The sequence below is a fragment of the Streptomyces nanshensis genome, from assembly GCF_001751255.1.
Taxonomy (GTDB): Bacteria; Actinomycetota; Actinomycetes; order Streptomycetales; family Streptomycetaceae; genus Streptomyces; species Streptomyces nanshensis_A.
In genome coordinates this window covers 1-14,821 of record NZ_LJGW01000292.1, presented here as the reverse complement: position 1 = coordinate 14,821, position 14,821 = coordinate 1, and the positions used below count along the sequence as shown (strand labels likewise).

At 70.9% G+C, this 14,821-nt stretch carries 14 protein-coding genes; 10 read left to right on the top strand and 4 right to left on the bottom strand.

Annotated elements, in window-relative coordinates; all coding sequences use genetic code 11:
* From AN218_RS17160 to AN218_RS17135, 6 genes are all read left to right on the top strand, one after another.
* The coding region (locus AN218_RS17160; protein ID WP_244900496.1) for an HD-GYP domain-containing protein at positions 1-1,291 on the top strand (1,291 nt) is incomplete at its 5' end.
* 10 nt (positions 1,292-1,301) lie between these two features.
* Positions 1,302-2,546, top strand: a complete 1,245-nt coding sequence (locus AN218_RS17155) for an HD domain-containing protein (RefSeq protein ID WP_070017764.1) — start codon at positions 1,302-1,304, stop codon at positions 2,544-2,546.
* 173 nt (positions 2,547-2,719) lie between these two features.
* Complete coding sequence (locus AN218_RS17150) at positions 2,720-3,718, top strand: hypothetical protein (RefSeq protein ID WP_070017763.1); 999 nt, start codon at positions 2,720-2,722, stop codon at positions 3,716-3,718.
* A 257-nt stretch (positions 3,719-3,975) separates the two neighbouring features.
* On the top strand, positions 3,976-4,635 hold the full coding sequence (gene def, locus AN218_RS17145) for a peptide deformylase (RefSeq protein WP_070017762.1): 660 nt from the start codon (positions 3,976-3,978) through the stop codon (positions 4,633-4,635).
* 310 nt (positions 4,636-4,945) lie between these two features.
* Positions 4,946-5,698: a D-Ala-D-Ala carboxypeptidase family metallohydrolase gene (locus tag AN218_RS17140; RefSeq protein ID WP_070017761.1), complete on the top strand. Its 753-nt coding sequence runs from the start codon at positions 4,946-4,948 to the stop codon at positions 5,696-5,698.
* A 92-nt stretch (positions 5,699-5,790) separates the two neighbouring features.
* Positions 5,791-6,321 (top strand): hypothetical protein, encoded by a 531-nt coding sequence (locus AN218_RS17135; protein ID WP_070017760.1) that lies wholly within the window; start codon positions 5,791-5,793, stop codon positions 6,319-6,321.
* 205 nt (positions 6,322-6,526) lie between these two features.
* Here AN218_RS17135 and AN218_RS17130 read toward each other — a convergent pair whose 3' ends face one another.
* The 4 genes from AN218_RS17130 to AN218_RS17115 all read right to left on the bottom strand — a co-directional run bounded on the left by AN218_RS17130 (position 6,527) and on the right by AN218_RS17115 (position 10,055).
* Complete coding sequence (locus AN218_RS17130; RefSeq protein WP_070017759.1) at positions 6,527-7,027, bottom strand: GNAT family N-acetyltransferase; 501 nt, start codon at positions 7,025-7,027, stop codon at positions 6,527-6,529.
* A 66-nt stretch (positions 7,028-7,093) separates the two neighbouring features.
* Positions 7,094-8,713, bottom strand: coding sequence for a monocarboxylate uptake permease MctP (gene mctP, locus AN218_RS17125; RefSeq protein ID WP_070017758.1), 1,620 nt, complete (start codon positions 8,711-8,713; stop codon positions 7,094-7,096).
* Complete coding sequence (locus tag AN218_RS17120; RefSeq protein ID WP_070017757.1) at positions 8,710-8,994, bottom strand: DUF3311 domain-containing protein; 285 nt, start codon at positions 8,992-8,994, stop codon at positions 8,710-8,712. The genes mctP and AN218_RS17120 overlap by 4 nt, the downstream gene beginning before the upstream one ends.
* Before the next feature lie 263 nt (positions 8,995-9,257).
* Positions 9,258-10,055, bottom strand: a complete 798-nt coding sequence (locus AN218_RS17115) for a GntR family transcriptional regulator (protein ID WP_070017756.1) — start codon at positions 10,053-10,055, stop codon at positions 9,258-9,260.
* Positions 10,056-10,388: 333 nt separating this feature from the next.
* Here AN218_RS17115 and AN218_RS17110 point away from each other — a divergent pair, with 333 nt between their 5' ends.
* From AN218_RS17110 to AN218_RS17095, 4 genes are all read left to right on the top strand, one after another.
* Positions 10,389-11,657, top strand: coding sequence for an extracellular solute-binding protein (locus tag AN218_RS17110; protein ID WP_070017755.1), 1,269 nt, complete (start codon positions 10,389-10,391; stop codon positions 11,655-11,657).
* 108 nt (positions 11,658-11,765) lie between these two features.
* Positions 11,766-12,773, top strand: a complete 1,008-nt coding sequence (locus tag AN218_RS17105; RefSeq protein WP_244900495.1) for a carbohydrate ABC transporter permease — start codon at positions 11,766-11,768, stop codon at positions 12,771-12,773.
* An 83-nt stretch (positions 12,774-12,856) separates the two neighbouring features.
* The gene (locus AN218_RS17100; protein WP_070017766.1) at positions 12,857-13,675 is read left to right on the top strand and encodes a carbohydrate ABC transporter permease; all 819 of its coding nucleotides are present in this window, start codon (positions 12,857-12,859) and stop codon (positions 13,673-13,675) included.
* A gap of 68 nt (positions 13,676-13,743) precedes the next feature.
* Positions 13,744-14,821 (top strand): glycoside hydrolase family 3 protein (locus tag AN218_RS17095; protein ID WP_070017765.1); only part of this gene is annotated, 1,078 nt, incomplete at its 3' end.

The following is a 14,821-nucleotide window of genomic DNA, read 5'->3' as shown; positions in this document are numbered from 1 at the left end:
CGCGGGCGCTTCCGTGGGCGGCGCGCCCGCGACCGCCCCGGGCCCGCAAACCGAGCCGTTCGTGGGGGAGTTCCCCGGTCTGCTGCTGGCGGCGGCGCTCGCCGCGGTGGCGTTCTGCACCGTGGTCACCGTGCTCGACGGCGCGGTCCTCGTGGCCGCCGAGCGCTGCGCGTGGCGTGCCGCCTGGCGCGGACAGTTCCAGCGGGCGGCGGCGCCCCATCTCCTGCACGGATTCGTCGGGTTGATGATGGCGGTGCTGTGGCGCAGCACGTACGGACCGGTCGCGGCGTTCCTCGTGCTGCTGCCGATGTACATCTGCTGCTGGGTCTTCGCCCAGTACCACCGCGAACGCGGCGCCCACCAGGCCACCATCCGGGCGCTCGTGCAGGCCGTCGACATCAAGGACCGCTACACGCGCGGCCACAGCGAACGCGTCGGACGCGCCTCCGTGATGATCGCCCGCGAACTCGGCATGGACGACGAGCGCACGGAGGCGCTGCGCTTCGCCGGCATCCTGCACGACGTCGGCAAACTCGGCGTCCCCACACGGCTGTTGCGCAAGGACGGGCCGCTGACCCCCGAGGAGCGCCGCGTCATCGAGCTGCATCCCGAGTACGGGCACGAGATGGTGCGCGGCATCGCCTTCCTCGGGGAGGCGCGCGACGCGATCCTGCACCACCACGAGCGGATGGACGGCAGTGGCTATCCGTACGGGCTCTCCGGCGCCGCCATCCCCGAGTTCGCGCGGGTGGTCGCGGTGGCCGACGCCTTCGATGCGATGACGTCGACGCGCAGTTACCGCAGGGCCCGTCCGGTCGGCACGGCGGTGACCGAGCTGAAGCGGTGCGCGGGCACGCAGTTCGATCCGCGGATGGTACGGGCGCTGGCGGGCGCGCTGGAGCGGTACGGCTGGTCGCCGGCCGTCACGGCGGACCGGCCGGGCGGCGGGGACGTACCGGGGCCGCGGGACCGGGACGGCCGGTACGGGCGCGGCGGCGCGCGGGAGTTGGGACGCCCCGACGGTGTGGCCCACGGACTCCGGGACGCACGGGGCGAGTTGGACGCGCGGGACGAGTGGGACCTGCGTGATGTGCGCGGTGTGGCCGGTACGGACGGGGAGGGCGCCGCCGTGGGCGCGGCGTACGGTGCGCGTGAACGCGAGGCGGAGTCGGGCGAGTTGGGCGAGCCGGGCGACGTCCCCCAGGGATCCGCCCCTTCCGCGCCCACTGCCCCCTCCGCGTCGTCCGCGCCCTCCGCCGAGGAGGCCAAGGCGGGACGTCCCCCTGTATGAAGTACCGCGTATGAAGTTCGCCGCCGCACTGTGCTCCGCCGCCGCGATCGCCCTGGGCTGTGCCGCGTTGGGCGTCACCGCGTGGCGCGGGCTCGAACAGCCGTGGGTGGCACTGGCGTTCGCGGCGGTCATCGCGGTCGGCGAGGCCGTGCGCGTCGAGTTGCCGGGGCATGAACCGGACGGACGGGCTCCCACGAGCGCCCCGGTCGGCGCCGCCGGCGCCCTCGGCTATGCGCTGCTCGGCGTGGTCGGCGGACGGGACACCTCGCACGGCGTGCTCCAGATCGTCGCCGTCGTGATCGTCGCCGTGCTCGTGGGCAGCGCGCCCCGCGCCGCACGCGGCCCGTCGCTCGACCTCGGCCACGCCCTGCGCGGTGTCCTCGCCGTCGGCTTCGCCGCCACCTGCTTCCAACCCCTCGTCCACTCCGGTGCGTTGGCGCACTGGGCGGGTGACGGCCCGTACTACGCGCTGTGTCTGCTCGCCGTCACCCTGCTCACGGGGCTGTGCGACGCGGTGCTGGGCGCCGTCTTCGCCGCGGGCCGAACCGGCAGGCCCGTCGGCCCGTTGCTGCGCGGCCAGCTCCGCGCACGCGTCGGCATAGCTCCGGCCATCGGAGCGACCGGCGCCGTGATCGCGCTCGCGGTGGCCGTCGCCGGGCTCTGGGCGCTGCCGGTGTTCTGTCTGCCGCTGCTGCTCACGCAGTTCTCCTTCCGCCGCTACGCCTCCGTACGCGCCACGAACCGGCAGACCATCGCCTCGCTCGCCCGCTCCACCGAAGTCGCCGGCTACACACCGCACGGGCACGCGCGCCGCGTCGCCGAACTGAGCTGCGCCGTCGGCCGTGAGCTGGGGCTGACCGACCCGGAGCTGACCGTGCTGGAGTACGCGGCGCTCATGCACGACATCGGGCAGCTCTCCCTCGTGGACCCGGTGGCCTCGGGCGCCACGGAGCCGCTCGACCCCGAGGTGCAGCGGCGCATCGCGCTGCTGGGCGCCGCGGTGGTACGGCAGACCGGGGTCGCGCGCGAAGTCGCCGTGGTGGTGGAACGCCAGGCCGATCCGTTCCGTGAGCAGCCCCTCACAGCACGTATCGTCCGCGCCGTCAACGCGTACGAGGACATGGTCGCCGGGAAGGCTTCCGTGGAGGGGTCGTTGCAGGCCGTGGAACGGCTGCGACTGGGGAGCGCGCAGGACTACGAACCACGCGTCGTGGAAGCCCTGTCACGCGTGGTGGCGCGGGGGGCGCCGGGTTGACACCCGGGTAGTGAGCAGCCCCCCGTACGGGCATGGTTGGATGCGAGAGGGGAACTGCGAAAAGCGCGCAGACCGTGCTCACAGGGGGTGCGGTGCGCGACGACGACAGGCGCCGGGAGCAGGAGCGAGCGCGACAGCAGCCGGTCAACAGGCGGGAATCAGGCGGGAACATCGTGAGGATCTTCGGCAGGGTGCGACACCGTCCCTCCGCTTCGTGGCGGCAGGCGACGGACCGTGCCTTCGCGCTCATCGGCGACGGACGTTACGAGGACGCCGACGCCCTGCTGACGCAGGCCGCCGATCTCGAACCGTGGCTGTCGGAGTCCTGGTTCAACCTCGCGCTGCTGCACAAGTTCCGGCACGACTGGGAGCAGGCCCGCACCGCCGGTCTGCGCGCGGTCGCACTGCTGGAGCGCCAGACCGGCGCCCCGGACTGGTGGAACGTCGGCATCGCCGCCACCGCCCTCCAGGACTGGCCGCTGGCCCGCCGCGCCTGGCAGGCGTACGGACTGCGCGTACCGGGCCAGTCGCAGGCCGCGGCCGTCGCCGAACCGGCCGGGATGCAGCTCGGCAGCGCGGCCGTACGGCTCTCGCCGGAGGGCGAGGCCGAGGTCGTCTGGGGCCGGCGCATCGACCCGGCGCGGGTGGAGGTGCAGAGCATCCCGCTGCCGTCCTCGGGGCGGCGCTGGGGCGAAGTGGTGCTGCACGACGGGGTGCCGCACGGCGAACGCACCACCGCGGGCGGCCCGTCCTACCCGGTCTTCGACGAGATCGAACTGTGGGCGCCCTCGCCGGTGCCCACCTGGGTGGTGCTGCTGCAGGCCGCCACCGAGGCCGACCGGGACGCCCTGGAGCGGCTGGCCGCGGACGCCGGATTCGCCGCGGAGGACTGGTCCTCGTCGGTGCGGCTGCTGTGCCGTACGTGCTCGGAGAGCAGCATGCCCACGGACGAGGGCGACGGCTCCGCGCACGTCGACCCGCACGACCACAGTTCGCCGGGGCATCCCGGCCCGCTGGGGCACATGACGCCCGGAGGCCCGGGGGAGCTGTGGGTCCCCGAGCGCGAGTGCGGACTCGCGGCGCCGGAGGGGCTCGTACGCGGGCTGCTCGACAGTTGGGTCGCGGACAGCCCGGATTCGCGCGAGTGGCGTGATCTGGAAGAGGTCTGCTGAACGCCGGTACGCGTACCGGGTGTTGAGCCCCGCGGTGCGTCGCCGGAGTCCGTCCCGGGCGTTCATTGCGGGTGTCCGGTCCGGGCGTTGCGTCTGCCGTTGCCGTTGCCGTTGCCGTTGCCGTTGCCGTTGCCGTCCGCCCGTCCCGTACGTGCCGTGGCGCGGTACGGCCCTGCCGTGGCCGCGGTCGGCCGTCCCGGTCCTCGGGCTACGCTGTGAGGCGACGGTTTCATGTGTCGAGGAAGGCAAGCGGCGGAATGGCGCGACAGCAGCAGGAGATCAGCGGGGTGTCCGCGGCGGCCGGTGCCGCCACGGCCGGTACCGGCTTCGTGGACGACACGCAGGAGTGCGAGGCGCGCGAGAAGGCCCACCGTGAGCGCGGCACGGCCCGTCCGATCACGGTCGTCGGCAATCCGGTGCTGCACAAGGAGTGCCAGGACGTCACGTCGTTCGACGGTGAACTCGCCACGCTGATCGACGACATGTTCGCCAGCCAGCGCGCCGCGGAGGGCGTCGGGCTCGCCGCCAACCAGATCGGCGTCGATCTGAAGGTCTTCGTCTACGACTGCGTCGACGACGAGGGCGTACGGCACGTCGGCGCCGTCTGCAACCCCGTCCTGGACGAACTGCCCGCCGGCAGCCGCAGTCTGGACGACTCCAACGAGGGCTGCCTGTCCGTGCCGGGCGCGTACGAGGCACTCGCGCGCCCCGACTACGCGGTGGTGCGCGGCCAGGACGCCCAGGGCGAGCCCATCGCCGTCGAGGGCACCGGCTACTTCGCGCGCTGCCTCCAGCACGAGACCGACCACCTGTACGGGTATCTCTACATCGACCGGCTCTCGAAGCGGGAGCGGAAGAGCGCTCTGCGGCAGATGGCCGAAGGCACGCCCCGGTACGAGACCGTCCCCAACGAATAAGCGGAGGCGGGGAGTTGGCCTCTGCCGGCCCCGGCACCCCCGCTTCGCGGACCGGCCGCCGGCCGCCCGGCAACGGGTGCGGCGTCCGCGATACATGACAGACATAACGCGTGAGGCATGAATTCCGCCCGGTGCCGACGGCGCCGGGCGGTGGTCGTGTTCCGCTCCCACCGCTCCGGCCTGCACCGCTGTGCGCCCGAGCGGCCCGTCATTCAGTGGCCTCGTCCATTGGCAGTTTTTGTCAGTTGTTGACGCGTTCCGTATGTCCCGACAAGCTCTGGTGCCACCCCCACACGACATGGAGGCCACCATGCCCCGACGTACGGCGCGGACCGTACTGGCGCTCGTCATGGTCGCGGCGGCAGTCCTCGTGGGTTCGGCCGCCGTGGCGACCGCCGGCCCCGCCGCCCCCAAGGACGGCTGCTTCACCTGGGACCGCGACCTCGCGCAGGGCGCTTCCGGCGACGACGTCAAGGAGCTTCAGGTCCGGGTCTCCGGATATCCGGCGAGCGGCGAAGTCATCGCCGTGGACGGCAAGTTCGGCCCGGCCACCAAGGCCGCCGTGAGCCGCTTCCAGAAGGCGTACGGAGTGAAGGCCACCGGCAAGGCCGACTCCGCCACGTACGACAAGATTTACGGGCTGCAGGACAACGACTGCTCGCCGAAGCACTTCTCCTTCGCCGAGCTGAACAACTGCAACTCCGACTGGAGCGGCGGCGCCGTCAGCGCCGCGCAGGCGAAGTCGAACGCGCTGCGCACCATGTGGAAGCTGGAGGCGCTGCGGCACTCGCTGGGCGACAAGGCGCTCCGGGTCACCAGCGGATTCCGGTCCAAGGCGTGCAACGACCAGGTGGGCGGCGCCCCTTCGAGTCGTCATCTCTACGGTGACTCCGCCGACCTCGGCGCCGGGCCCCACTCGCTGTGCACGCTCGCCAAGGAGGCCCGCAACCACGGCTTCCACGGCATCCTCGGGCCGGGCTACCCGGGCCACGACGACCACACGCACGTGGATCACCGCTCCAGCAAGTACTGGGACGCCCCGGACTGCGGCGTCACCTCCTGACGGCCGGCGCTGACGGCCGGGAACGATCCCGACATCAGCGAACTGCAACTCCCGCTACTCCCACGTGGACACAGGGAAGGACACCACCCCCCATGAACAGAAAGATCGCTCTGCGGGCGGCCGTCGGCGCATCGGCGATGGCTCTCGCGCTCTTCTCCACCGCCTACGTCGCCGAGGCCACCACCGAGGAGCCCAAGGACGCGGCGCCCCTCGCGAAGATGAGCCACTCCGCCGCCGCCAGCAAGCTCAACGGCGCCGGCATCAGCATCACCTCCAGCGGCGGCTGTTCGGACCGCAACCAGTCCAACTGCACCTCGCTGGAGCAGGTCAACTCCGCGACCGTCGACGGCGCCATCACGCTCAAGGGCGCCAGCAAGTGCGACCTGACCGTCACGGGCGGCACCGAGACGGGCCACGCGAGCGGCACCTACAGCCACTGGAACGGCTACAAGCTCGACTTCCACATGACGAGCTGCCTGACCAACTACGTGAAGAACACCTTCACTTCGATCGGCGGCAACAAGTGGCAGTCCGGGTCGGGGAACGTCTACTTCGACGAGGGCAACCACTGGGACGTCACGTTCCACAACTGCGGCGGCTGCCTGCGCGGAGGCAAGGGCTGACGCGGACGCAGGGGTGACACGGGGCTGACACAGCCACCGGGTACGACGAGGGGGGCCGCGCGGGCAGCGCGGCTCCCCTCCGTACGTCTGCGGGGCCGTCGGAACCCGCCGCCGAAGGCCGAAACGGGCCCTCGGCGCCCAACCGGCGTGCGGAGGCCCGCCGTTCGGCGGGAGGGGCGCACCGCGGGCGCGGGCACGCCCCCGTTCACAGGTCGAGGACGAAGACATGCAGCGCGAGATCCTGGTACGGATACCAGTCGCGCTCGGGGGCCCGGACGAAGCCCAGCCGTCCGTAGAGCCGGTGCGCCGTCGCCATCTCCCCGGTGCTGGAGAGCACCAGCCGCCGCAGCCCCCGCTCCCTCGCCCGCTCCATGCACGCGCGCACCAGCGCCTCGCCCGCTCCCCGTCCGCGCCCCTCGGGCCGTACGGCCAGCATCCTGAACTCGCCCTCGTCCTCGGCCGCCACCTCGCCGAAGGCACCGCCCTCGCCCACGAAGGCGACCGCGCCGAGCACCGCGTCCGAGGCGGCGTCCACGGCGACGAGCAGCTCCGTGTGCTGCGCTCGCAGCCGCGCGGCCCGCAGCCGCTCCAGATACGGATCCTCCTCGCCGAAGGTGAGCAGGCCGTCCTCGAGGTAGGCGCGGGCGGTCAGTTCGCCGACCTCGTCCAGTTCGTCGTCGCGTGCCGGTCTGATCGTGACATCCATGGAACGAGCATGCCTCGTCCCACTGACAACGGCACCGTCAGTGGGACGAGGAGATGCTGTTCGCGTTCAGTGCGCGGCGGTCGGAGCCGGCAGCTCCTCCTCTACGCCGGGGTCTCCCGCGTCGGCCGTGTAGTCCGAGGGCTTGGTCTCGTCGACGCCCTCCGGCGCCTTGAGGGCCCGCAGGACGACGGTGAGCACGACCGCGACGAGCGCGTTGAGCACGAAGGCGGTGAGGCCGATGTAGCCGATCTCGCCGATGCCCGGAATCACGTCGTTGCTGCCGCCGAAGTGCTTCTGCACCGGCGAGGCCACGCCGTACGCCGTGACCGTGCCGTAGACCATGCCCACCGCCCAGCCGGCCAGCAGCGCCCACCGGTGGAACCACCGGGTGAAGAGGCCGCCGACGAGCGCCGGGAACGTCTGCAGGATCCAGATGCCGCCCAGGAGCTGGAAGTTGATCGCCACGGTCTTGTCCATGCCGAGCACGAAGACCAGGGCGCCGACCTTCACCAGCAGCGAGACGATCTTGGAGACCTTGGTCTCCTCCTCCGGGGTCGCGTGCGGCCGGATGAAGTCCTTGTAGATGTTCCTGGTGAACAGGTTCGCCGCGGCGATCGACATGATCGCCGCCGGTACGAGCGCGCCGATGCCGATGGCGGCGAAGGCGACGCCCGCGAACCAGTCAGGGAACATGTTCTCGAAGAGCTGCGGGATCGCGAGCTGCCCGTTCTCCACCTTGATCCCCGCCGCGATCGCCATGAAGCCCAGCAGCGCGAGCAGGCCCAGCATCAGCGAATACAGCGGCAGGATCGTGGTGTTGCGGCGGATCACGTTCCGGCTGCCGCTGGAGAGCGTCGCGGTGATCGAGTGCGGATACATGAACAGCGCGAGCGCCGAGCCGAACGCCAGCGTCGCGTACGCCCACTGGTTGGGAGAGCTCGGTGTCACCTCGCCCTTCGGCTTCCCGGTGGCCGGGTTGGTCTGCGAGAGCGCGTCGCCGGCCTTGGCGAAGATGTCGTCGAAGCCGCCCAGCTTGATGGGGATGTAGATGATCGCCACCGCGATGACGATGTAGATCAGGGTGTCCTTGACGAATGCGATCAGCGCGGGCGCGCGCAGCCCGGACGAGTAGGTGTAGGCCGCCAGCACCGCGAACGCGATCAGCAGCGGCAGGTCCTTGACGAACCAGTGCGTCGACTCGCCGCCGCCGATGCCCATCACGTCCAGCACCGACTGGATGCCCACGAGTTGCAGCGCGATGTAGGGCATCGTCGCGAGGATGCCCGTCACCGCGACGGCCAGCGCGAGCGACTTGGAGCCGAAGCGCCCGCGGACGAAGTCCGACGTCGTCACATAGCCGTGCCGGTGCGAGACCGACCACAGCCGCGGCAGGAACGTGAAGATGAGCGGGTAGACGAGGATCGTGTACGGGACGGCGAAGAAGCCCGAGGCCCCCGCCGCGTAGATCGCCGCCGGCACCGCCACGAACGTGTACGCCGTGTACAGGTCGCCGCCGAGCAGGAACCAGGTGACCCAGGTCCCGAAGCTCCGTCCGCCCAGGCCCCATTCGTCGAGGCTCTGGGCGTTCTCGGCCCGCCGCCAGCGGGCGGCCAGGAAGCCCATCGCCGTGACGAGCGCGAAGAAGAAGAAGAAGACGCCGAGTGCCACACCGTTGACGCCGTTCACCGGCCACCGTCCTCTCGCTCGCCGCGCCGCCGCGCGTCCTCACGCCGTACGAGCTTGTACGCGACCATCGTCAGCGCCCCGGAGAGCAGCACCCACAGCATCTGGTACCAGTAGAAGAACGGCAGCCCTATGAGGGTGGGTTCGGTCCGGGAGTAGGAGCTGACCCACAGCAGCGCGACGAACGGGACGAAGAGGCACAGCCCTACGACGACCCGTGTCGGCGTGACGACGGGCAGCGCGGACCGCGGCTCGGTCTCGGGGGTTTCGGGTGGCGCAGGCATGCCTCGGCTCCGTCCGTCGGGAATCTCCTGTCGCAACGCGGACGAAATCTAGACGAGCGCTTCGCTCCCCGTCACTACCTGCACGGATAACGGAACGGCACCTTTTGCTGCCTTCGTGCGGACGTGCGCCGCCCGGCCCCGCGGGCGCCGGGTCGCGAGCGCCCCGTATGCGCCGAACAGGCCCTGCCGTCCCGGCTGTTCACTCAGGACGGCTTCGGACGGCTTCAGGCGGATCCGGCCGACTTCGGCCGGTTCGTCCCGTCTCAGCCGTTCTGTCCGTGCGGGGGCCGCTGGAGGTTCGCGACGAACTTGTAGCGGTCGCCCCGGTAGACCGAGCGCACCCACTCCACGGGTTCGCCGTCGGTGTCGAGGGAGTGCCGCGAGAGCATCAGCATCGGCAGGCCCACGTCCGTACCGAGCAGCCCGGCCTCGCGCGGTGTCGCGAGCGAGGTCTCGATGGTCTCCTCGGCCTCCGCGAGATGCACCCCGTACACCTCGGCCAGCGCCGTGTACAGCGACGTGTACTTCACCAGGCTGCGGCGCAGCGCGGGGAAGCGGCGCTGTGAGAGATGCGTCGTCTCGATCGCCATCGGCTCGCCGCTCGCCAGCCGCAGCCGCTCGATGCGCAGCACGCGTCCGCCGGCCGGGATGTCGAGGGCGGCGGCGAGACGGTCGTCGGCGGTGACGTACCCGATGTCCAGGAGCTGCGAGGTCGGTTCGAGGCCCTGGGCGCGCATGTCCTCGGTGTACGACGTCAGTTGCAGCGCCTGCGAGACCTTGGGCTTGGCGACGAACGTGCCCTTGCCCTGGATGCGCTCCAGCCGTCCCTCGACGACGAGTTCCTGCAGCGCCTGCCGGACGGTCGTACGCGAGGTGTCGAACTCGGTGGCCAGCGTGCGCTCGGGCGGCACCGGGGTGCCGGGCGGCAGGGTCTCGGTCATCTCCAGCAAGTGCCGCTTGAGACGGTAGTACTTGGGCACGCGAGCGGTCCGCGCGCCGCCGTTGCCGCCTGCCGACTCCGGCTCTGCCGCGGTGGTGACCGCGCCCCCGTCCGTGCTCATGGCTCGCCTTCCCGATCGTCTCGTGCTGCCGTCACCGGCCTTCTCCGTGTACGCGGGCCGCGCCATGTGGCCCGCACGGGGCTCCGGTTGTGGCACCGGACGCTGTGGCGTCCGCGGTGGTGCTGCGGCCCACGTCCTCCGATTCCGGCTGTGCTCCGCGGCTCACATCGTGGCACGTGACAGGGCTTCCGGGACTGTCCCGCCCAGATGTCGTTCCGATAACGGAAGCACGGGCTCGGTTCTGCACCGTTGACACCTCCAATAGGTCTAGGCCAAGCTGCCGACTGGTCTAAACCATTAGACCAGCTCAGCCAGTCCGTTGGGGAGGATGCCGTGAGACGAGGACTCATCGCCGCGACAGGAATCGCGGCTCTGATGGCGGGAGTTGCCGCCTGCGGCTCCGGCGGCGGAGCGGACTCCGGCGCCGACGGCTTCAAGGGCCAGACGCTGACGCTGTGGGCCATGGACGGCTCCACGCCCAAGCAGTGGGAGAAGGACGTCAAGGCGGCCTTCGAGAAGAAGACCGGCGCCAAGCTGAAGCTCGAAGTCCAGCAGTGGAACGGCATCCAGCAGAAGATCACCACCGCCCTCTCCGAGTCCGACCCGCCGGACGTCATCGAGGTCGGCAACACCCAGACTCCCGCGTACGCCAAGACCGGCGGCCTCGCCGACCTCGGGGACCTGAAGAAGGGCGTCGGCAAGGACTGGACGCCGTCCGTCAACAAGTCCGCGGTCTACGGCGGCAAGCAGTACGCGGCGCCCTGGTACACGGTCAACCGCACCGTCATCTACAACAAGCGGATCTGGGCCGAGGCGGGCGTCGACGAACCGCCCCGTACCCGCGCCGAGTTCTTCGACGCGCTCGACGCGATCGAGAAGAAGACCGACGCCGAACCGCTCTATCTCCCCGGCCAGAACTGGTACTTCTTCGACGGCCTGCTCATCGGCAAGAACGCCGGCCTCGTCAAGAAGCAGGGCGGCAAGTGGGTCTCCAACCTCGACGACCCCAAGGTCGCCTCCGCCATGAAGCTGTACGAGAAGTACGCCTCGTACTCCCAGGCCCCCAAGGACAAGGACGAGGCGACCCCGCAGCAGGCCGAGGTCTTCGCCAAGGGCAAGACGGGCGCGTTCATCGGGCTCGGCTGGGAGGCGGCCACCGCCGTCGAGGCCAACCCGAAGATCAAGAAGGACATCGGGTACTTCACCATCCCCGGTGAGAAGGCGGACAAGCCCGAGGGCGTCTTCCTCGGCGGCTCCAACCTCGCCGTCGCCGCGGGCAGCGAGAAGCAGGAACTCGCCAAGGAGTTCCTCAAGATCGCGCTCTCCGACAAGTTCGAGGGCGCGCTCGCCAAGGAAGGCGGCGTCATCCCCAACAAGTCCGCGCTGCAGAAGCAGGTCGAGGGCAACCCGGCGGCGGAGGCCGCGGCTCCCGCGGTCGCGGACGGCGGACTCACCCCGCTCATCCCGCAGTGGGCCGCCGTGGAGAACCCGCCGAACCCCGTGAAGCGCTACATGACCGCCGTACTCAAGGGGAAGTCGCACGCCGCTGCCGCCGCCTCCGTCGAGGGCGAGATGAACAAGAGGCTCGCGCAGAAGCAGTGACGCCCCGCCGGGCTGCCGGGGTCTCGGCAGTCGTGTTGCCGGAGGGGGCGGCACGACTGCCGGCACACCGGCAGCCCGGGCTCAACCACCATGTCAGCGGGAGCAGATGTGTCAGTGCAGATCCATGACGCGCCGCCACCGGCATGCGGCGCACCGGACCCGGCGGGCACCCCGGCCGAGCGGCGCCCGTCCGGCGGCGGCGCACCCGGAGGCGGACGGCAGCGCCGCGCCGGGAGCAGACTGCCGTATCTGCTGCTCCTGCCGGCGCTCGCGGTCACCGCCGTGCTGCTGGGCTGGCCGCTGGTGATGAACGGGCTGCTGTCCTTCCAGAACCTCAACATGACGCAGCTCATCCGGCACGTCACGGAGTGGGCGGGCACGGACAACTACCGCGCGGCGCTGGGCAGTGAGGACTTCTGGCGGGTCACGCTGCGGTCGGTGGTCTTCACCGCCGTCAACGTCGTACTGATCATGCTGCTGGGCACCCTGACGGGTCTGCTGCTCGCCCGCCTCGGGCCGCGTATGCGGCTGCTGCTGTCGGCGGGGCTCGTCCTGGCCTGGGCGATGCCCGTCATCGCCGCGACGACCGTCTACCAGTGGCTGTTCGCACAGCGCTTCGGCGTCGTCAACTGGGTGCTCGACGCGCTCGGTTTCCACTCCATGGCCGGCTTCAACTGGACGGGCGGGCAGCTCTCGACGTTCTTCGTCATCTCGCTGCTGATCATCTGGACGTCCGTGCCGTTCGTCGCCGTCAACCTCTACGCGGCGACGACCACCATTCCGCGTGAGCTGTACGAGGCGGCGGCGCTGGACGGGGCGGGCGCCGCGCAGAGCTTCGCCACGGTCACGCTGCCCTTCCTGCGGCCGTTCCTGCTGGTGACGACGTTCCTCGAAGTCATCTGGATCTTCAAGGCGTTCCCGCACATCTTCGCCATCAACGAGGGCGGCCCCGACCGCCTCACCGAGACGCTGCCCGTCTACGCCTTCGTCGAGGGCGTCGGCAACCAGCACTACGGGGCGGGCGCGGCCATCTCCGTCCTGACGATCCTGATCCTGCTGGCGCTGATGTCGTACTACCTGCGCATCGCGATGCGCCAAGAGGAGGACGAGAAGTGACAGGCGCAGCACAGCGGTTGAGCGGCGTACCGGCCCGAGGCGGTGCCGCACGCACCGGCGCACGCCGCCGCGGCCGCGCCCGCATCTGGGCGCGTGTATGGCCCAACGCGACGGCGCTCGTGCTCTTCGCGGGCTTCGTCTTCCCCGTGTACTGGATGTTCAGCACGGCCTTCAAGCCCAACAGCGACATCGTCACCGACAGCCCGGTCTGGTTCCCCACCAGCCCGACGCTGGAGCACTTCAGGACAGCGGTCGAGGCCGAGAACTTCTGGACGCTGGTGCGCAACTCGGTCACCGTGACACTGGTCGCGGTCGGACTCGCCCTGCTCATCGCGCTGTTCGCGGCCTTCGCCCTCGCGCGCATGCGCTTCGCCGGACGCAAGAGCATCGTCCTGACCTTCATGGTCGCGCAGATGGCGCCCTGGGAGGTGATGGTGATCGCGATCTACATGACCGTACGGGACGCCGACATGCTCGACAGCCTCGTACCGCTCACGCTCTTCTACACCGTGATGGTGCTCCCGCTGACCGTGCTGACGCTGCGCGGCTATGTCGCCGCCGTACCACGGGAGTTGGAGGAGTCGGCGATGGTGGACGGCTGCGGGCGCACCGAGGCGTTCCGCCGGGTGATCTTCCCGCTGCTGGCCCCGGGCATCATGGCCACCTCGCTCTTCGGCTTCATCACGGCGTGGAACGAGTTCCCGATGGTGCTGATCCTCAACAAGGAACCGCGGGCGCAGACGCTCCCCCTGTGGCTCTCCGGATTCCAGACGGCGTTCGGCGACGACTGGGGCGCCACCATGGCCGCTGCCTCCCTCTTCGCCGTGCCCATCCTGCTGCTCTTCCTCTACTTGCAGCGCAAGGCCGTCGGCGGGCTCACCGCCGGCGCGGTGAAGGGATAGGTGAGGCCCGTACTCAGCCCCCTCCGATCTGCCAGCGAAGGGCCATCAGTGAAGGGACAATGCGCCACATGACCACGCTCGCAACCGGCACCGAGAGCCTCACCCGCGACGCCCTCACCGTGCTGCAACCCGGCTTCACCGGCACCAGCGCGCCCGACTGGCTGCTGCGGCACCTGGGCGAAGGGCTCGCCTCCGTGGGCCTGTTCGGCCGCAACATCGAATCCCCGGAACAGCTCGCCGCGCTCACCGCGCAGCTCCGCGAGGCCCGGCCCGAGGTGCTGGTCGCGATCGACGAGGAGGGCGGCGACGTGACCCGGCTGGAGGCGCGTACCGGCTCCTCCTTCCCCGGCAACCACGCCCTCGGCCACGTCGACGACACCGGCCTCACCCGCGACGTCGCCCACGAACTCGGCCGCCGGCTCGCCGCCTGCGGCGTGAACCTCAACTGGGCGCCGTCCGCCGACGTCAACTCCAACCCCGACAACCCCGTCATCGGCGTCCGCTCCTTCGGAGACGACCCGGACCTGGTCGCACGGCACACCGTCGCCTACGTCGAGGGGCTCCAGGCCGCGGGCGTCGCCGCCGTCGTCAAGCACTTCCCGGGGCACGGCGACACCGCCGTCGACTCCCACCACGCGCTGCCCCGCATCGACGCCGACATGACCACCCTGCGCGAACGCGAACTCGTCCCGTTCCAGGCCGCGATCGACTCCGGCGCCAAGGGCGTGATGAGCGCGCACATCCTGCTGCCCGCGCTCGACGAGAGCCTGCCGGGCACGCTCAGCCCCGCGGCGCTCATGGGGCTGCTACGCGCGTCACGCGAGGACGGGGGCCTCGGCCACACCGGGCTGATCGTCACCGACGGCATGGAGATGGAGGCCATCTCCGGTACGTACGGGCTGGAGCGGGGGAGCGTCCTCGCCGTCGCCGCGGGCGCCGACGCGCTGTGCGTGGGCGGCGGACTGTCCGACGAAGAGACGGTTCTGCGGCTGCGCGACGCACTCGTACGAGCCGTGCACGACGGCGAGTTGACGGAGCAGCGCCTCGCCGACGCCGCGGCGCGCGTACGGTCCCTCGCGCGCTGGACGCGGACGGCGGGCGCGGCGGCACGTGAGGCGGCGTCGGGCGGAGCCGCGTCGGGCGGGG

Bases quoted from the DNA above. Each gene is read 5' to 3' on its own strand.
- AN218_RS17115 (WP_070017756.1), bottom strand. From the start codon at position 10,055: ATGAGCACGGACGGGGGCGCGGTCACCACCGCGGCAGAGCCGGAGTCG.
- AN218_RS17155 (WP_070017764.1), top strand. From the start codon at position 1,302: ATGAAGTTCGCCGCCGCACTGTGCTCCGCCGCCGCGATCGCCCTGGGC.
- AN218_RS17140 (WP_070017761.1), top strand. From the start codon at position 4,946: ATGCCCCGACGTACGGCGCGGACCGTACTGGCGCTCGTCATGGTCGCG.
- AN218_RS17120 (WP_070017757.1), bottom strand. From the start codon at position 8,994: ATGCCTGCGCCACCCGAAACCCCCGAGACCGAGCCGCGGTCCGCGCTG.
- AN218_RS17135 (WP_070017760.1), top strand. From the start codon at position 5,791: ATGAACAGAAAGATCGCTCTGCGGGCGGCCGTCGGCGCATCGGCGATG.
- def (WP_070017762.1), top strand. From the start codon at position 3,976: ATGGCGCGACAGCAGCAGGAGATCAGCGGGGTGTCCGCGGCGGCCGGT.
- AN218_RS17130 (WP_070017759.1), bottom strand. From the start codon at position 7,027: ATGGATGTCACGATCAGACCGGCACGCGACGACGAACTGGACGAGGTC.